Source organism: Streptomyces sp. NBRC 110028, assembly GCF_001417735.1.
Classification (GTDB): Bacteria; Actinomycetota; Actinomycetes; order Streptomycetales; family Streptomycetaceae; genus Streptomyces.
The window spans coordinates 171,146-187,202 of record NZ_BBUZ01000028.1 but is presented as its reverse complement, the minus strand read 5'-3'; the positions used below and the strand labels follow the sequence as shown (position 1 = coordinate 187,202).

The 16,057-nt window shown below is 71.5% G+C and carries 19 protein-coding genes and 1 tRNA gene; 12 read left to right on the top strand and 8 right to left on the bottom strand.

Annotated features, from left to right (window positions below; genetic code table 11):
* The first annotated feature begins 269 nt into the window (after nt 1-269).
* From ASC60_RS20020 to ASC60_RS20005, 4 genes are all read left to right on the top strand, one after another.
* Nucleotides 270-342: transfer RNA gene (locus ASC60_RS20020), tRNA-Arg, on the top strand.
* 242 nt (nt 343-584) lie between these two features.
* Nucleotides 585-914 (top strand): hypothetical protein, encoded by a 330-nt coding sequence (locus ASC60_RS20015; protein WP_055552780.1) that lies wholly within the window; start codon nt 585-587, stop codon nt 912-914.
* Nucleotides 915-943: 29 nt separating this feature from the next.
* Nucleotides 944-1,291: a DUF6247 family protein gene (locus ASC60_RS20010; protein ID WP_055552778.1), complete on the top strand. Its 348-nt coding sequence runs from the start codon at nt 944-946 to the stop codon at nt 1,289-1,291.
* Entirely contained in the window at nt 1,288-1,566 is a 279-nt protein-coding gene (locus tag ASC60_RS20005) for a hypothetical protein (protein WP_055552776.1), read from the top strand. The genes ASC60_RS20010 and ASC60_RS20005 overlap by 4 nt, the downstream gene beginning before the upstream one ends.
* 52 nt (nt 1,567-1,618) lie before the next feature.
* Here the strand turns inward: ASC60_RS20005 and ASC60_RS20000 are convergent, their stop codons facing one another.
* Both ASC60_RS20000 and ASC60_RS19995 read right to left on the bottom strand, forming a co-directional pair.
* Nucleotides 1,619-2,686 (bottom strand): hemolysin family protein, encoded by a 1,068-nt coding sequence (locus tag ASC60_RS20000; protein ID WP_055552774.1) that lies wholly within the window; start codon nt 2,684-2,686, stop codon nt 1,619-1,621.
* The gene (locus tag ASC60_RS19995; RefSeq protein WP_055553119.1) at nt 2,683-4,014 is read right to left on the bottom strand and encodes a hemolysin family protein; all 1,332 of its coding nucleotides are present in this window, start codon (nt 4,012-4,014) and stop codon (nt 2,683-2,685) included. Before ASC60_RS19995 ends, ASC60_RS20000 begins: the two co-directional genes overlap by 4 nt.
* 856 nt (nt 4,015-4,870) lie before the next feature.
* On the opposite strand from ASC60_RS19995, the gene tgmA reads away from it, so the two are divergent.
* Together tgmA and tgmB are read left to right on the top strand one after the other, a co-directional pair.
* On the top strand, nt 4,871-5,062 hold the full coding sequence (gene tgmA / locus ASC60_RS19990) for a putative ATP-grasp-modified RiPP (protein ID WP_055552772.1): 192 nt from the start codon (nt 4,871-4,873) through the stop codon (nt 5,060-5,062).
* Nucleotides 5,063-5,087: 25 nt separating this feature from the next.
* Nucleotides 5,088-6,020, top strand: coding sequence for an ATP-grasp ribosomal peptide maturase (tgmB, locus tag ASC60_RS19985; RefSeq protein ID WP_055552771.1), 933 nt, complete (start codon nt 5,088-5,090; stop codon nt 6,018-6,020).
* A gap of 22 nt (nt 6,021-6,042) precedes the next feature.
* On the opposite strand, the gene ASC60_RS19980 is transcribed toward tgmB, so the two are convergent.
* Complete coding sequence (locus ASC60_RS19980; protein ID WP_055552769.1) at nt 6,043-7,032, bottom strand: zinc-dependent alcohol dehydrogenase family protein; 990 nt, start codon at nt 7,030-7,032, stop codon at nt 6,043-6,045.
* A gap of 79 nt (nt 7,033-7,111) precedes the next feature.
* Nucleotides 7,112-7,333, bottom strand: a complete 222-nt coding sequence (locus tag ASC60_RS19975) for an MbtH family protein (protein WP_055552767.1) — start codon at nt 7,331-7,333, stop codon at nt 7,112-7,114.
* Nucleotides 7,334-7,454: 121 nt separating this feature from the next.
* Here ASC60_RS19975 and ASC60_RS19970 point away from each other — a divergent pair, with 121 nt between their 5' ends.
* The 3 genes from ASC60_RS19970 to crcB are packed head-to-tail and all read left to right on the top strand — an operon-like array spanning nt 7,455 to nt 8,598.
* Complete coding sequence (locus ASC60_RS19970) at nt 7,455-7,898, top strand: CrcB family protein (protein ID WP_055552766.1); 444 nt, start codon at nt 7,455-7,457, stop codon at nt 7,896-7,898.
* Entirely contained in the window at nt 7,895-8,227 is a 333-nt protein-coding gene (locus ASC60_RS19965) for a DUF190 domain-containing protein (protein ID WP_055552764.1), read from the top strand. Before ASC60_RS19970 ends, ASC60_RS19965 begins: the two co-directional genes overlap by 4 nt.
* Nucleotides 8,224-8,598 carry a fluoride efflux transporter CrcB gene (crcB, locus tag ASC60_RS19960; protein ID WP_055552762.1) on the top strand — a complete coding sequence of 125 codons (375 nt, stop codon included), beginning with the start codon at nt 8,224-8,226 and terminating at the stop codon, nt 8,596-8,598. Before ASC60_RS19965 ends, crcB begins: the two co-directional genes overlap by 4 nt.
* A 16-nt stretch (nt 8,599-8,614) precedes the next feature.
* On the opposite strand, the gene ASC60_RS19955 is transcribed toward crcB, so the two are convergent.
* Entirely contained in the window at nt 8,615-9,550 is a 936-nt protein-coding gene (locus ASC60_RS19955; RefSeq protein ID WP_055553117.1) for a LysR family transcriptional regulator, read from the bottom strand.
* An 83-nt stretch (nt 9,551-9,633) separates the two neighbouring features.
* Between ASC60_RS19955 and ASC60_RS19950 the strand changes: the two genes are divergently transcribed.
* The 3 genes from ASC60_RS19950 to ASC60_RS19940 are packed head-to-tail and all read left to right on the top strand — an operon-like array spanning nt 9,634 to nt 13,083.
* Nucleotides 9,634-10,380 carry a succinate dehydrogenase cytochrome b subunit gene (locus ASC60_RS19950; RefSeq protein ID WP_055552760.1) on the top strand — a complete coding sequence of 249 codons (747 nt, stop codon included), beginning with the start codon at nt 9,634-9,636 and terminating at the stop codon, nt 10,378-10,380.
* Nucleotide 10,381: 1 nt separating this feature from the next.
* Nucleotides 10,382-12,328 (top strand): fumarate reductase/succinate dehydrogenase flavoprotein subunit, encoded by a 1,947-nt coding sequence (locus tag ASC60_RS19945; protein WP_055552758.1) that lies wholly within the window; start codon nt 10,382-10,384, stop codon nt 12,326-12,328.
* Nucleotides 12,325-13,083 (top strand): succinate dehydrogenase/fumarate reductase iron-sulfur subunit, encoded by a 759-nt coding sequence (locus ASC60_RS19940; RefSeq protein WP_055552756.1) that lies wholly within the window; start codon nt 12,325-12,327, stop codon nt 13,081-13,083. The genes ASC60_RS19945 and ASC60_RS19940 overlap by 4 nt, the downstream gene beginning before the upstream one ends.
* Here ASC60_RS19940 and ASC60_RS19935 read toward each other — a convergent pair.
* The 3 genes from ASC60_RS19935 to ASC60_RS19925 all read right to left on the bottom strand — a co-directional run bounded on the left by ASC60_RS19935 (nt 13,055) and on the right by ASC60_RS19925 (nt 16,011).
* The gene (locus ASC60_RS19935) at nt 13,055-13,249 is read right to left on the bottom strand and encodes a hypothetical protein (RefSeq protein ID WP_055552754.1); all 195 of its coding nucleotides are present in this window, start codon (nt 13,247-13,249) and stop codon (nt 13,055-13,057) included. The two genes, ASC60_RS19940 and ASC60_RS19935, sit on opposite strands and share 29 nt — an antisense overlap.
* A gap of 92 nt (nt 13,250-13,341) precedes the next feature.
* On the bottom strand, nt 13,342-15,462 hold the full coding sequence (locus tag ASC60_RS19930) for an FUSC family protein (protein ID WP_055552752.1): 2,121 nt from the start codon (nt 15,460-15,462) through the stop codon (nt 13,342-13,344).
* Nucleotides 15,463-15,546: 84 nt separating this feature from the next.
* Complete coding sequence (locus ASC60_RS19925; RefSeq protein ID WP_055552750.1) at nt 15,547-16,011, bottom strand: hypothetical protein; 465 nt, start codon at nt 16,009-16,011, stop codon at nt 15,547-15,549.
* Between the last annotated feature and the right edge of the window lie 46 nt (nt 16,012-16,057).

Below are 16,057 nucleotides of genomic sequence, written 5' to 3'. Positions count from 1 at the left end.
ACAGACGAGCCTCAGGCATAACGAGTAGACAACACCCGCCGTTTGAGGCGTGAAAAACGATGCGAGTTTCGTACCTGCCTGCGATTATCGGACCGCTTCACCGAACCTCCACAACGTGCCACGGAGGTGAAGCAACCGGGGCGAGGCGCAGGGAGCCCTATCCTTGTCCCCGGCAAGGTCACGGATCCGCCGCGCCCGGCCACCGGCACCACGGCCGCACCGCGGGCCCGTCGGCACCCGGGGGCTCAGCAGTTCCAGGCCCACCACCGGCCCCCGTAGCTCAGTGGATAGAGCAGGCGCCTTCTAAGCGCTTGGCCGCAGGTTCGAGTCCTGCCGGGGGCGCATACGCCAGCCTCACCTGCGAAAACGCCGGTGAGGCTCTTATGTGTCCGGAAGCACACCGCTCATGGGTCAAGCGCTTTGACCGCCCACGACCCAAGATCCGCGGAGAGCCCGGACACGTTCGTTCGCCCGAGCAGCGGGGTGGCGCTCACCCAGCCACCGCGCGCGGGACAGCGTTCGCAAGAGTGCATTCTCGAGGGATCGATTGTTGGGGGTGATGCCCGTGTGCCATTGTCAGGCACGTGAGTGCTGAGGACCTGCGATACGAACGCGACCTGAAGACATCGGCGCTGACGGCCATCGCCCGCCAGCAGCAGGTGGTCCGACGGTTGGAGGACGACATGCGCAACGAGCGGAGAAAGCTCGCCGAACTCGTGTACGCCGCCACCACCAGGACGCCCGGCAGCCCGATCCCCTACGGCCGCGTCGAACATGTCGCACGCCTTCTCGGCGTCAAACGCGACCGTGTCGCCAAGATCCGCACCGTGGTCCGCGGGAGCCGGACCGGAAGGGCGCAACAGCCATCCGAATCCGCAACCGCCGTGCCGTCCTCAGTCCACACCGCCACCTGACCGGTGAGCCGAAGGGAATCCCCACGCTCATGACCACCGCATCCTTCGAGTGCGGGACAGCCGTCCCGCCCATGCCCGAGCGGACTCCGAAGTCTCTGCGCGCCGCCATCGCCCAGCACGCGCCGCAACTCCTTGTGGACTTCGACCGGCACTGGCGCCGCGACATCGCCGATGCCTACGACCTTGCTCCCGTCCCCGCCTTCATGGCCCGCTGGTGGGGCGAGTACGCCCTCGCCCGTAATCCCGAACTCGAAGCCAGAGTCCACCGCCTGGAGGACGAGGCCGCCCAGGAGCGCGACTACGCTCGCGCCAAGTCGATGATCGAGGAAGCCGGGCGCATCCGCCGGGCAGCGGCGAAGGCCGAACCCGGCCAGTGACGCACGACTTCATGGGACCGCCCTGGCAGGCCGACTGGACCAAGGAAGCCGAGGACAACAGGAACACCCTTCCCGACCAGGGCCGTGCCCTGGTGGATGCCGCCCGCGCCGAACTCGTGACCGCCGCAGACCCGTACTTCCGAGGCATCGATGCCGTAGAACGGTCGGCCGAGGTTCGCGCTCGATGGCAGCGGCGGATGTGGCCGAGATCCGGAAAATCCAGCCCGAAGGCCCGTACACCCTTCAAGCCCGGCCCGCGGGTCACCGACGGCTGAATCCCTACGGCCGGCGCCTGGGGCGCCGCCGATGGCGGCGCCCCAGGTGGCCTCAGGCCGGAGACGAGCGGGGCTCAAGGCCCCGCCGGGCCGGTCGGGCGGCGTCCGACGCCGCCTCCCCCACCAGCTCCTCCAGCACGTCCGTCATGGTCACGAAGCCGAGCACCGAGCCGTCGTCGCCGGTCACCGCGGCCAGGTGGGTACCGGCGGCGCGCATCGCCGTCAGCGTGTCGTCCAGCGGGGTGTCGGCCGGCACGCGGGTGACGGTGTGCAGGGCGCCGCGGGGGAAGGGCCGGTCGCGGTCGGTCACGCCGAGGGTGTCCTTGATGTGGAGGTACCCCAGGACCGTGCTGTTGGGGCCGGTGACCGGCAGCCGGGAGAAACCGGAGGCGGCCGCGGCGCGCTCCAGCGCGCCGGGGGTGACCCGGTGGTCGACGGTGACCATCTCACCGAGCGGGACCAGGATGTCGCCCGCCCGCCGGGTGCCCAGCTCCAGGGCGTCGCGCAGCCGCTCGCTGCCGGAGGCGTCGAGGAGGCCCGCGTCGCTGGAGTCCCGTACCAGCCGGATGAGTTCGGCGTCGGTGTAGACCGATTCGACCTCGTCCTTGGGCTCGACCTTCAGCAGCCGCAGCAGCCCGTTGGCGAAGGCGTTGATGCCGAAGACGACCGGGCGCAGTGCGCGGGTGAGGGCCACCAGGGGCGGGCCGAGCAGCAGCGCGGTGCGCTCCGGGGCGGCGAGCGCGATGTTCTTGGGGACCATCTCGCCGATGAGCATGTGCAGATAGGTGGCCGCCGTCAGGGCGAGGACGAAGGCGATCGGGTGCACCAGGGCCTCGGGGACGCGGGCCGCCGCGAACACCGGCTCCAGCAGATGGGCGATGGCCGGTTCGGCGACCGCGCCGAGGACCAGCGAGGAGATGGTGATGCCCAGCTGGGCGGTGGCCAGCAGGGCGGACAGGTGCTCCAGCGCCCACAGCACGGTGCGGGCGCGCTTCCCGCCCTCCTGGGCGCGGGGTTCGATCTGGCTGCGGCGCACGGAGATCAGGGCGAACTCGCCGCCGACGAAGAAGGCGTTGGTGAGCAGGGTGAGGGCGCCGATGGCCAATTGCAGCAGGGTCATCGGGCGTCCTTCCCCCTGCCGGCGGAGGTCGCCGCTTCGGCGGAGGCCGGGGCGGTGATCCGTACGCGGTCGGCTCGGTGGTGGTCCACCTTGAGCACGGTGAGCTGCCAGCCGTCGGTCTCGATGCCGTCGCCCGCCCGGGGGATGCGCTTCAGGGCGGTGGCCATCAGGCCCGCGACGGTCTCGTAGGGGCCCTCGGGCACGGTGAGGGCGATGGCGGACAGCTCGTCCAGCCGTACGGCGCCGTCCGCCTCCCAGACGCCGGGGCCGGCGGGCACCAGGGCGGGGGACTCGTCGGGGTCGTGTTCGTCGCGTACGTCGCCGACGACCTCCTCGACGATGTCCTCCAGGGTGGCGACACCGGCGGTGCCGCCGTACTCGTCGATGACGACGGCCATGGTGTGCGCGCCGCGCAGCCGGTCCAGCAGCCGGTCCACCGGGAGGCTGTCGGGGACCAGCAGCGGCGCGGTGGCCAGCTCGGTGACCGGGGTGGTGGCCCGGCGGGCGGCGTCCAGCGCGAGGACGTCGCGGATGTGCACGGTGCCGACCACCTCGTCCAGGGTGTCGCGGTAGACGGGGAACCGGGACAGGCCGGTGGCCAGGGTGAGGTTGGCGGCGTCGACGGCGGTCGCGTGCGCCTCCAGCGCCTGGACGTCCACCCGCGGGGTCATCACGTTCTCCGCGGTCAGCTCGCTCAGGTGGAGCGTACGGACGAACAGCTCGGCCGAGTCGGGCTCCAGCGCGCCCTCGGCGGCGGAATGGCGGGCCAGCGCCACCAGTTCGTCCGGGGTACGGGCCGAGGCCAGCTCCTCGGCGGGCTCCAGGCCGGCGCGGCGCACCAGGCGGTTCGCGGTGTTGTTGAGGTGGTGGATCAGCGGCGCGAAGGCGGCGGTGAAGCCGCGCTGGGGGCCCGCGACCACCTTGGCCACGGCCAGCGGCCGGGAGATCGCCCAGTTCTTGGGGACCAGCTCGCCGATCACCATCAGGACGACGGTCGACATCGCCACGCCCAGCACGGAGGCCACGGACGGGGCGGCGGAACCCAGCCCCGCGGCGCGCAGCGGGCCCCGCAGCAGGGCGGCCAGTGAGGGCTCGGCGAGCATGCCGATCACCAGCGAGGTCACAGTGATGCCCAGCTGGGCGCCGGACAGCTGGAACGTCAGCCTCCGGGCGGCCTTGAGCGCGCTTCCGGCGCCCCGCTCACCCTGTGCGGCGGCGCGCTCCAGCTCACCGCGCTCGACCGTGGTCAGTGAGAACTCCGCGGCGACGAAGACCGCGCAGGCGAGGGTCAGCGCCAGGGCCAGCAGAACCAGCAGCGCTTCGGTCAGCATGCCGGGCCCCTTCCCGCGCGCTCGACGGACCACTCGTGGGCGAAATCCGGCGCGTGCGCGTCGGGAAGGGGGAGGGGGGTACTTGGAGGCTCGTCCATCGCGGCGACCGCGACTCCTTCATGACTCGAGGGACTGTCGGTAAAGAAACGGCAAAGCGCGATCGAAGGTTCCCGGCCGGTCACCCGCACCCCCTCCCTGGCAAGGGCCTCGGGGAAGTGCGGGCGACATCCGGCCATATGGCCGGATTGATCCCCCCATGACGTGGGCATGGGAGTTGCTTCACCCGGCCGGAGCGTTCGGTCCGGCGAGAACAGTGAACGGCACACAGAGAAGGAGTGAACGCCGCGATGGTGTTCAAACGACTGCCTGGTCGATTCGGTGCCGACGACCCCACAGCGCCTCCGGCACCGGCCGCCGGCCCGGCGCGGCCCGGCGGGCCGGCGCGGGGCGAGGCGCGAGAGACCCAGCTCACACCGGCGCCGACGTGCGCCCCGGCGGCCGGGAAGATCGAGGCGAACTTATCGGCCAACCCGGACGGCCGGAATGGCGTCTTGAAGAGCGAGAGGCATGGCGGGCTGTTCGCGGAGGGGCGCACTCCCTCCGCGAAAGCGGAGGTGGAGGCATGGTTCCGGCAGGTGACCGGCGCTCGCGCCGGGGGCGTCGCACCGTCGGCCGCGACCCGGAAGCGGGCCGGCGGTAATGGAATTGCGCAGACGGTGTGACGTACTTCATGCTGTCACAGATCTGACATAACAGCGCGTAGCGAGACTCCTACCTATTTAGTACGTACTGTTGTGTGTTGGTGAAGCCCATCTCGAATCAAGCGAATCCCGTGGAGCATTAGAGGTCAGTCATGCAGCCCTTCGCCTTGAACCATGCGGTCCCGGCCGATCAATCACCAGCTGTCATTCCGTACTCGTACAACGCGGCCCTGCAGTTGAATGTGCTGCCCGATGGACGCCCCGCCATCTCCGACCGGGGGGTGCTTCTGGAATGCGGCACGACGACCTCCACCGCGGGCTCCAAGACGCACTTCGACGACTGACCGACCCCACCTGCCTCCCACGTCGATGACGGTACTCATCCTGACCAGCCAGGAGGATGTGACAGCGGACCTGGTGGTGGCCGAATTACGGGAGCGGAATGTCCCTCTGATCCGCTTCGACCCCGCCGACCTCCCCGGAACGGCGGGGATCTCGACCGAATTCGAGCACGGTGACTTCACCGGCTATCTGTCGACCGACGGCCGCCTGGTCAGCGTGCACAGCCTGCGGTCCATCTGGGTGCGCCGCCCGGGTCAACCGGCGGCGCACGCCCCCGAGCCTTCCGAGTGGCTGAGCGCCGAGTGCGGCCAGGCCCTGTACGGAATGCTGTATTCCACCGAGGCGCGCTGGATGAACCATCCCAGTGCCGCTCTGTTGGCGCGCTCCAAACCATGGCAGTTGCGCACCGCGCACCGCAGCGGATTCGCCGTTCCCCCGACGCTCATCACCACCTATCCGCGCGCCGCCAAGGAGTTCGCCGGGCAGTTCCAGGACATCGTGGTGAAGACCGTCTCGGGCCCCCCGCCGGTCAATCCCCCAATGGCGCTGCCCACCACCCGCATCGCCCCCGACACGGATTTCTCGGGCGTCGCGGCAGGTGCCACACTTCTTCAGCACTACATTCCCAAAACGGCCGATATCCGGCTCACCTGCGTCGGCGGCCGTATGTTCGCCGCCCGGAAGACCACCGCTTCCGGACAGGTCGATGGGAGGTATGGCTTCTATGGCCATTTATGGGACGCGGTGGACGTTCCCCACCCGATCGACCAGGCCGTACGGGAATACATGACCCTGGCCGGTCTCGCCTACGGAGCTTTCGACTTCGCCGAGGACGAGGACGGCACCTGGTGGTTTCTGGAGTGCAATCAGGGCGGCCAGTTCGGGTTCATCGAGCTGGAGACCGGCCAGCCGATCGCCGCCGCCATCGCCTCCTGGCTCGCCGCGCCCCGCCCCGCGTGAGCGGGAGCCGCCCCGCTCACGCTCAGGCGGCGCCCGTCAGCACCGCGACGCCGTTCACCCGGTCATGCCCGAGGTCGTCCAGGGCGGTGTCGGCGCGGGCGAAGGGGTACGGGGTGACCGTGGCGCGGATGTGGTGGGCGGCGGCCGCGGTGAGGAACTCGCGGCCGTCCTCACGGGTATTGGCGGTGACGCTGCGCAGGGTGCGCTCGTGGAACAGATGGCGCTCGTACACCAGGGCGGGGATGTCGGAGAGGTGGATTCCGGCGACGCTCAGCGTGCCGCCCGCGTCCAGCGCCTCCAGGGCCACCGGCACCAGCTCGCCCGCCGGGGCGAAGAGGATCGCGGCGTCGAGCGGTTCGGGCGGCCGTTCGTCGGCGCCCCGGGCGGAGGCGGCGCCGAGTTCGAGGGCGAGGGCTCGGGAGGCGGCCGAGCGGGTCAGCACATGGACGACGGCGCCGCGCGCGATGGCGACCTGCGCGGTGAGGTGCGCGGAGCCGCCGAAGCCGTAGATGCCGAGCCGTCCGCCCGCGGGGAGGTCGGCGCGGCGCAGCGCGCGGTAGCCGATGATGCCCGCGCACAGCAGCGGGGCCAGTTCCTCGTCGGCGTACCCGGCGGGCAGCTCATAGGCGTACGCGGCCGGTACGGTGACGTACGGAGCGTAGCCGCCGTCCGCGTCCCAGCCGGTGTAGACGGACGAGGGGCACAGGTTTTCGTGGCCGCGCACGCAGAACCGGCAGCGGCCACAGGTGCGGCGCAGCCATGGGACGCCCACCCGGGTGCCCGGCGCGGGCCCGGCGGCCCGCTCGCCCGCCGCGATCACCTCGCCGACGGCCTCGTGCCCGGGGACGACGGGGGTGCGGTGCGGCGGCAGGTCGCCGTCGCGGATGTGGAGATCGGTACGGCACACCCCGCAGGCCCGGACCCGGACCAGCAGTTCGTCGGCCGCCGGGCGCGGAATCGGCAGGTCCGCCTGCTCGATCCGGCCCGGCGTACGAACCACCCAGGCCCGCATGGTGCCCGAAGTGTCAGCATTCGCACCCGTCACACGCCCAACGTAACGCCGTGACGGGACCGCCCGCAGTCGGGGCCGGTCAGGACCCGGCGGGGGCGTCCATCGCGGTCGCGAGGCTCTTCGGGCGCATGTCGGTCCAGTGCTCCTCGACGTAGTCCAGGCACGCCTGGCGGTCGTCCTCGCCGTGGGCGACGGTCCAGCCCTCGGGCACCTCCGCGAAGGAGGGCCACAGGGAGTGCTGCCCTTCGTCGTTGACGAGCACGACGAAACGGCCGTCGGGGTTGTCGAACGGGTTACTCATGAGCTGTCTCCTCGGTGTCTCAACTCGTTCTCCAGCACGCCTCACGATCTTTTCCGGGCCTGACGGTACCGGCCGGGGCCGGGCGGAGTGAAGTGGTGCCCACACCACTAGCCTGAGCGGTATGGCGCAGGGCAGAAGGCGGTCGTGGCATGGGCAGGGGCCGGTGGTGGGCGTGGTCGCGGTCGGCGGTGGTGCCGGCGCGACCGCCCGGTACGGGGCGTCCCTGCTGTGGCCGACCCCCACGGGCGCCTTCCCCTGGACGACGCTGCTGGTGAACGTGGTGGGCTGCGCGCTCATCGGCGTCCTCCTGGTGCTGATCGCCGAGGTGTGGACGGCCCACCGGCTGATGCGGCCCTTCCTCGGCACCGGGGTGCTGGGCGGGTTCACCACCTTCTCGACGTACGCCGTGGACTTCAGGCGGCTCGTCCTGGGAGGCCACGCCGCGAGCGGAGCGGTCTATCTGGTGGTGACGCTGCTGGCGGCGATGGCGGCGGTAGGGGGCGCGGTGGCGGGCACCCGTCGGGTCGTCGGGGTCGCGGGGGCGTACAACGGGAGCACGGGATGAACGCGAACGGGCTGAGGCTGACCGTCTTCGTCGGCGAGAACGACACCTGGCACCACAAACCGGTCTTCGCCGAAATCGTGCACCGTGCCCACCGGGCGGGGCTGGCGGGCGCGAGCGTATTCCGCGGGGTGGAGGGCTTCGGCGTCTCGTCCATGGTCCACACCTCGCGGCTGCTGTCGCTCGGCGAGGATCTGCCCGTCTGCGTGGTGATCGTTGATACGGAGGAGCGGGTGAGGACCTTCCTGCCCGAACTGGAGGAGATCATCGGCGACGGCCCGGTGGTTCTGGACCCGGTCGAGATCGTCCGCTTCCCGGGGCGCGACCGGTGAACTGGCTCCTGGTGATCGCCGGCGGGATGGCCGGCGCCCCGCTGCGGTATCTGACCGACCGGATGGTGCAGGCCCGGCACGACTCGGTGTTCCCGTGGGGGACGTTCGTGGTGAACGTGGTGGGGTGCGCGATGCTGGGCGTGCTGACCGGGGCGGTGGCGGCCGGGGCCGCGTCGTCGCGGGTGCAGTTGCTGCTGGGGACGGGGCTGTGCGGTGCGCTCACCACGTACTCGACGTTCTCGTACGAGACGCTGAGGCTGGCGGAGGACGGGGCACGCGGTTTCGCGGCCGCCAATGTGGTGGGGAGCGTGGTGGCGGGGGTGGCGGCCGCCTTCGCGGGCGGCGCGGCGGCCACGGCGCTGTGGGGCTGACCCCGCCGCGCACACGTCAGGGCAGCAGGCGGGTGCCGGGCGGCAGGCCCGGAAGGTCGTCGGCGTCGGCCGAGCGCAGATACTCCAGCAGCACCCGGCGCAGCTCGCGCGCGGCCCTCGGCGGGGCGACGTCCTTGCGGTGCGCGACGGCGATGGTGCGCCGCATCGCGCGGCCCGCGAAGGGCGTGACCCGCAGTCCCGAGCGCGCCGCCACCATGCCGGGGAGGACGGCGATGCCGAGGCCCGCCCGGACGAAGCCGAGCACCGCGTCCATCTCGCCGCCCTCGACCGTGAACGAGGGCTCGAAGCCCGCCGCCCGGCAGGCAGCGGTGGTGAATTCCCGCAGGTCGTAGCCGCGGCGGAACATCACCATCGGCCGGTCGCGCAGATCCTCGACCCGGATCCGGCGGGCTTTCGCGGGCGGTGGGGACGTGGGCGAGGAGGCGACCACCAGCTCCTCGCGCAGCAGCTCGGTGGCGGCGAGCGCGGGGGCCTGACCGGGCAGCGGGGTGATGATCAGGGCGAGGTCCAGCTCACCGGCGGCCAGGGTGCGGACCAGGTCCTGGGAGCCGCCCTCGTCGATGATCAGCTCGATGCCCGGGAACTCGTCGTGGAAGCGGCGCAGCACATCCGGAACGAGGCTGGCGCACAGGCTGGGCGGGGCGCCGAGCCGCACCCGGCCGCGCCGCAGCTGGGCGACCTCCTGCACCTCACGGCGCGCGGTGTCGGTGTCGGCGAGGATCTGGCGGGCCAGCGGAAGCAGCGCCTCCCCCGCGTCGGTGAGGGCGATGTGGCCGCGCGCGCGGTGGAACAGCTCGGCGCCCAGCTCCCGCTCCAGCGCCCTGATCTGCTGGGACAGCGAGGGCTGGGCGACATGGAGCCGCTGCGCGGCGCGGGTGAAGTGGCGGGTGTCCGCGACGGCGGCGAAATACCGGAGCTGCTGCAGCTGCACCCAGCGATAATAGGCATGGCCTATGGAATCCAGCCACAGCATGTCTTGGACTGATCAGCCGGCCGCTGCCTAGCGTCAAGGACATGGCACTGGCGACACGGACGGACACGGGCCACGACCGGCGGCCCGGCCAGAAGCGGAAGCCGCCGCGGAAGCCGTCCTTCATCGGCTCCGTGTGGCGGTCGACCATCGGCAAGAAGGCCGTGATGGCCGTCACCGGGCTGATCATGCTGGCCTATCTGGTGGCCCACATGCTGGGCAATCTGAAGGTCTTCTTCGGTCCCGGCGACCTCAACGGCTACGCGCACTGGCTGCGCACCCTCGGCGAGCCGTTCCTCCCGTACGAGGGGTTCCTGTGGCTGGCCCGGATCGGGCTGCTGGCCTCCGTCGTGCTGCACGGCGTGGCCGCGTACCAGCTCAGCCGCCGGGATCGGGCGGCCCGGCCGCGCGGTTACGCGCACCGGCGGCGGCGGGCGAGCTACGCGACCCGCACGATGCGCTGGGGCGGGGTGATCCTCGGGCTGTTCATCGTCTGGCACATCCTGGACCTGACGACGCTCACGGTGAACGAGCGCGCCGAGCCCGGCCATCCGTACGAGAACGTCGTGGCGACCTTCTCCACCTGGTACGGCAACACCGTCTACATCGTGGCGATGCTCGCCCTCGGCCTGCACATCCGGCACGGCTTCTGGAGCGCCGCCCAGACCCTCGGGGCGGGCCGGCCGCGCCGCGACCGGGCCCTCAAACGGGCAGCGAACGCCCTGGCCGCCATCCTGACTTGCGGCTTCATCGCCGTACCCGTCGGCGTGATGACTGGAGTGGTGAGCTGAGATGAACGCGTACACCGACTATGCGACCGGTGAGCCGATCGCCGACGCCAAGGCCCCGGACGGACCCGTGGAGCAGGCTTGGGACCGCCGCCGCTTCGAGGCGAAGCTGGTCAACCCGGCCAACCGCCGCAAGTACACGGTCATCGTGGTCGGTACGGGGCTGGCGGGCGGGGCGGCCGGGGCGACGCTGGCCGAACAGGGCTACCACGTGGTGCAGTTCTGCTACCAGGACTCGCCGCGCCGGGCGCACTCCATCGCCGCCCAGGGCGGGATCAACGCCGCCAAGAACTACCGCAACGACGGCGACTCCGTCCGCCGCCTCTTCTACGACACCGTCAAGGGCGGCGACTTCCGCGCCCGCGAGTCGAACGTCCACCGGCTCGCCCAGGTGTCGGTGGAGATCATCGACCAGTGCGTGGCGCAGGGCGTGCCGTTCGCCCGTGAGTACGGCGGTCTGCTGGACACCCGCTCGTTCGGCGGTGTCCAGGTCTCCCGTACCTTCTACGCCCGCGGCCAGACCGGTCAGCAGCTGCTGCTCGGCGCGTATCAGGCGCTCAGCCGTCAGATCGCGGCCGGGAACGTGGAGATGCACGCGCGCACCGAGATGCTCGACCTGATCGTGGTCGGCGGGCGGGCCCGCGGCATCGTGGCCCGCGATCTGCTCACCGGCCGGATCTCCACCCACTTCGCGGACGCCGTGGTGCTGGCCTCCGGCGGCTACGGCAACGTCTTCTACCTGTCGACGAACGCCAAGAACTCCAACGCCACCGCGATCTGGCGGGCCCACCGGCGCGGCGCGTACTTCGCCAACCCCTGTTTCACGCAGATCCACCCCACGTGCATCCCGCGCTCCGGCGAACACCAGTCGAAGCTGACGCTGATGAGCGAGTCGCTGCGCAACGACGGCCGCATCTGGGTGCCGAAGGCGAAGGGCGACACACGCCCGCCCGCCGAGATCCCGGAGGACGAGCGCGACTACTACCTGGAGCGCGTCTATCCGGCGTTCGGCAATCTGGTGCCGCGCGACATCGCCTCCCGGGCCGCGAAGAACGTGTGCGACGAGGGGCGCGGGGTGGGTCCCGGCGGGCAGGGCGTCTATCTGGACTTCGCGGACGCCATCGCCCGGATGGGCCGGGCGGCGGTCGAGGAAAAGTACGGCAACCTCTTCGAGATGTACCAGCTGATCACGGCGGAGAACCCGTACGAGGTGCCGATGCGCATCTACCCCGCCATCCACTACACGATGGGCGGCCTGTGGGTCGACTACGACCTGCAGACCACGGTGCCCGGGCTGTTCGCGATCGGCGAGGCCAACTTCTCCGACCACGGCGCCAACCGGCTCGGCGCCTCCGCCCTGATGCAGGGCCTGGCCGACGGCTACTTCGTCCTCCCGGCCACCATCAACGACTATCTCGCCCGCCATCCGCACGACGAGGTCGACCCGGCCCATCCGGCCGTGACCGAGGCCGTGGTGTCGGTGACCGACCGGCTGCGGCGGCTGCTGGAGAACGACGGCGACCGCACCCCGGACTCCTTCCACCGCGAGCTGGGCGAGCTGCTGTGGGACGAATGCGGCATGGCCCGCACCGAGACCGGGCTGCGCAAGGCGCTGGACCGCATCCCGGCGCTGCGCGAGGAGTTCTGGCGGCGGATCAAGGTGCCGGGCAGTGGCGAGCAGCTGAACCAGGCGCTGGAGAAGGCGAACCGGATCGTCGACTATCTGGAACTGGCCGAGCTGATGTGCCTGGACGCGCTGCACCGCACCGAGTCCTGCGGCGGCCACTTCCGCGAGGAGAGCCAGACCCCGGACGGCGAGGCGGCCCGCGACGACGAGGCGTTCTCGTACGTGGCGGCCTGGCAGTTCCGTGGCACGGGCAACGCTCCCGTGCTGCACCGCGAGGACCTGGTCTTCGCCAACGTCCACCCCACCCAGCGGAGTTACGCATGAGGCTCACCCTGCGGATCTGGCGCCAGCGCGGCCCCGAGCAGCCGGGCGCCATGACCGCTTACGAGATCGAGGGCATCTCGCCCGAGATGTCCTTCCTGGAAATGCTCGACACGCTCAACGAGCGGCTGATCCTGCGCGGGGAGGAGCCCGTCGCGTTCGACCACGACTGCCGCGAGGGCATCTGCGGTGCGTGCGGCATGGTGATCAACGGGCAGGCGCACGGCCCGGAGCGCACCACCACCTGTCAGCTGCACATGCGGCACTTCCACGACGGCGACACCATCGACGTGGAGCCGTGGCGCGCCGCCGCCTTCCCGGTGGTCAAGGATCTGGTGGTGGACCGGTCGGCGTTCGACCGGATCATCGGATCGGGTGGTTTCATTTCCGCCCCGACGGGGAGCGCCCCGGACGCACATGCCACGCCCGTGCCGAAGCCGGTCGCGGACACCGCGTTCGAACACGCGGAGTGCATCGGGTGCGGGGCGTGCGTGGCGGCCTGCCCCAATGGTTCGGCGATGCTGTTCACCTCGGCGAAGGTGACGCATCTGAACGTGCTGCCGCAGGGGCAGCCCGAGCGTGAGTCCCGGGTGCTGGACATGGTCGGCACGATGGACGAGGAGGGCTTCGGCGGCTGCACCAACACCGGTGAGTGCGCGGTGGCCTGCCCGAAGGGCATCCCGCTCCAGTCGATCTCGAACATGAACCGGGAGTTCCTGCGGGCGAGCCTCAAGAACGGCGGTCACGGGGCTCGTTGAGGAGCCGGTCCCCCAACGTGAGCAGCCCCGCCCGGCGCTGGAAGGCGGACCGGGTGATGGTCCAGCCGATGATTGCGTCGCGCCGGAGGGCGGCGGCGCGGTGGGCGAACGTACCGCAGGAGGCGACCACGTAGAGGATCCCGGGGACCAGCGAGATCAGCCTCACGTTGTCGTTGTGTTCCGCTGCTTCACCCTGTTCCTGCGTCAGCCGACCCGCCGGGCGACGCTGACGAGCCGCGCCTTGATGGAGGGGCACCCCTAATGCGAGGGGTCACCCCCATGCGTGGGGTCCTGGAGCGCGGGCTGCTGCCGCGCGCCCCCCGCGAGCGCCTGCGCCAGGTCGTCCAGCGCCTCCACCAACAGGTCTGCGCCGCGCACCGCCACCCCCTGCCGCTCCCCGGCGCGCTCCTGCCAGTGCTCCAGCGACTCCTGTACGGCGGTCCAGTCCAGCGGCCGCCGCTCCCGTATCGCCTCCACGGCCTTCGGGACCGCCGTCCGCAGCGCCGCCGCGAAGTCCTCGGCCTCCCTCGACGGGGCCGCGTCACGGTCCGGCAGATGCGCCTCCAGCAGCATGGTGACACGGCCCATGGTGGACAGCGCGGTCTGTGCCGCCTGCGCCGCCCGGGGGCCGAGCCCACGGTGGCGCACCGGTTCCCGGCGGGCCCGGCTCTCCAGTTGCTCGTACTCGCTGCGGGCCGCCCGCTGGTCCAGCAGCGCCTCCCGCACCTGGCGGGGGCGGCGCTCGGCGGGGCGGGCGTGGGCGTCGAAGACGGCGATGGCGTACCGGCCGCCCTCGGCCAGCCAGTCGGCCAGCCGGTCGCGCAGCAGCGGGGTCTCCCAGGCGGGGAAGACCACGTACGAGGCCATCGCCATCAGCCCGCCCAGCAGCGTCAGCGCCACCCGCGCCTGGACGGTCTGGCCGACCTCCGCGCCCGCGATGCCGAGCAGGAAGACCACGTACGCGCTCACGCACAGCGAGGCCACGATGAAGCCGGTGCGCAGCAGCATGAACATGAAGGCCGCGCACACCACGGCCAGCGTGGCGCTCACATACGGGTCCGGGTGGGCCAGCGTCACCACCGATCCGCCGATCAGGACCCCGGCCAGGGTGCCGAAGAAGCGGGCGACCCCGCGCGAGAAGGTCTGGCCGAAGTCCGGGCGCAGCACCATCACCGAGGTCAGCGGCGCCCAGTAGCCGTGGCCGAACGGCAGCACGGCGCCCAGCAGATAGCCGCACACCGCGACCACGGTGAGGCGTACCGCGTGCCGCAGGATCCGCGAGTCCCAGCGGGCCTCGCGGCGCAGGGCGCGCAGCACCACCGGCACCAGACCGGGGACACTGTGGCGGGGCAGATGGCGGCGGTCTTTGGCGCCCTCGGCGGTCACTTCCTCCACCCGCTCGTCCGAGGACTCCACGACATCGTTCACCAGTGCCAGAAGCCGGAGTGCGGCGCGGCGGGCGGCCCCGCCCAGCATCGGCCCGCTCTCCGGCACCTCCAGCACCGCCATCGCCTCGGGCGGCAGCCGGACCGGCTTGTTCCAGCGGATGGCGTGGGCCACCGCGTCCAGCACGGTGGCGGTCGCGGCCAGCAGCTCGCGCACCCGGTCGCGCTCGGGTCCGAGCATCGGGGCGCCGACCACCGGGTCGGCCATCGAGGCGAGCACCGGCCGTATGCGCTCGGCCAGCAGCCGGTAGCCGCGCAGCTGGCTCGGGCGCCGCTTCGCCGCGCGCGGGGTGACGGCGGCGGCGCTGCGGGCGTCCATCAGCGGCTGCGGGTCGAACGGTGCCTGCGGGTCGTGGCGCAGCCGCCGGGCGTAGTCGGCCACGCCGGCGAGCGCGTCCGCGAGGGCGTCGCGCTGCACACCCCAGGGCCGCACCGGGAGGAGCACGATCAGCGCGGCCTGGACGACCCCGCCGAGGCCGATCAGCGCGGCGTGCTCCAGGGCGCCGAGCGCCGAGGTGGGGAGGGTGACGGTGACCAGCATCACCGCGACCATCTGGGTCGAGACCAGTCCGGAGACCGGGCCGACCGCCCAGGACATGCCGGTCAGCAGCGTCCACACGGCGAGCATCACGACGAAGGTCGCGGTGTGGGCGGCGGCCAGATAGCCGAGGAAGGTGGAGACCGCGAGCAGGGACGCCGCGGCCAGCGCCAGCTCCGGGCGGGGCCGCCAGCTCTTCTGGAAGATGGCGATCCCGGCGGAGAACGCGCCGAACGCCGACGACACCGCGAGCGTCGGCGAGCCGAGCCACAGGGTCAGCCCGACCACGATGGCCACACCACAGGCGCCACGAACCGCGACCAGCGGCTCCAGCCGGATGCGCTCGATCCTGAAACCGGCCTGGGCAGTCTGCTTCAGCGCGTGTGACCAGCTCATACGCCGAGACTACGACCTTGATCTGCAAGCGAGGAACCGGCCGTCCCGGGCCGATTCCTCGCGTACCCGCCCTTTCGGCCCTCGTCAGCCCTCGGGTGTCGCGCAGTCCACATTCAGCAGCTCGATGGGCCGGCTCGCGTCGAGGTCGACGTACGCGGTGAAGGAGCTGGGCGAGCCCTGGCCCCAGTACGTGGTGATCGTCGCCCAGCCGACCCGTGCGGACTGGGCCGTGGTCACCTCGCCGACCTCGATGTCCCGCGGCTCGTTCTGGGCGCACAGCAGCAGGTCGTAGTCGGGCGTCTGGGCGATCCGCTCCTTGAGGTACTCGGAGACCAGGTGCTCGCGCTCCCAGGGGCGGGGCCCGTGGTTGCCGTAGAAGCCCTCCAGGAAGTGGTGGATCTCCTCGGCGGTGAAGCGGCCGTTCGGATCGGTCTTCACGCCGTGGGACGCGGCGGCCGCGGGCGAGCCCGCGGCCAGCACCAGCCCGAGGCCGAGCGCGGCCGCGCAGCTTCCGGCGACCGCAGCGGAGCGACGAAGGGTACGAAGCATAGGAGATCCCCCTGAATGTGGTCGTGTGCCCATGGTTCGGGCGAAC

Coding starts and splice junctions, on each gene's coding strand:
- ASC60_RS19980 (WP_055552769.1), bottom strand. CDS start 7,032: ATGCGGGCCTGGGTGGTTCGTACGCCGGGCCGGATCGAGCAGGCGGAC.
- tgmA (WP_055552772.1), top strand. CDS start 4,871: ATGCAGCCCTTCGCCTTGAACCATGCGGTCCCGGCCGATCAATCACCA.
- ASC60_RS19945 (WP_055552758.1), top strand. CDS start 10,382: ATGAACGCGTACACCGACTATGCGACCGGTGAGCCGATCGCCGACGCC.
- ASC60_RS19975 (WP_055552767.1), bottom strand. CDS start 7,333: ATGAGTAACCCGTTCGACAACCCCGACGGCCGTTTCGTCGTGCTCGTC.
- ASC60_RS19965 (WP_055552764.1), top strand. CDS start 7,895: ATGAACGCGAACGGGCTGAGGCTGACCGTCTTCGTCGGCGAGAACGAC.
- ASC60_RS20010 (WP_055552778.1), top strand. CDS start 944: ATGACCACCGCATCCTTCGAGTGCGGGACAGCCGTCCCGCCCATGCCC.
- ASC60_RS19925 (WP_055552750.1), bottom strand. CDS start 16,011: ATGCTTCGTACCCTTCGTCGCTCCGCTGCGGTCGCCGGAAGCTGCGCG.
- ASC60_RS20000 (WP_055552774.1), bottom strand. CDS start 2,686: ATGACCCTGCTGCAATTGGCCATCGGCGCCCTCACCCTGCTCACCAAC.
- ASC60_RS19950 (WP_055552760.1), top strand. CDS start 9,634: ATGGCACTGGCGACACGGACGGACACGGGCCACGACCGGCGGCCCGGC.
- ASC60_RS19940 (WP_055552756.1), top strand. CDS start 12,325: ATGAGGCTCACCCTGCGGATCTGGCGCCAGCGCGGCCCCGAGCAGCCG.
- ASC60_RS19930 (WP_055552752.1), bottom strand. CDS start 15,462: ATGAGCTGGTCACACGCGCTGAAGCAGACTGCCCAGGCCGGTTTCAGG.
- tgmB (WP_055552771.1), top strand. CDS start 5,088: ATGACGGTACTCATCCTGACCAGCCAGGAGGATGTGACAGCGGACCTG.
- ASC60_RS19970 (WP_055552766.1), top strand. CDS start 7,455: ATGGCGCAGGGCAGAAGGCGGTCGTGGCATGGGCAGGGGCCGGTGGTG.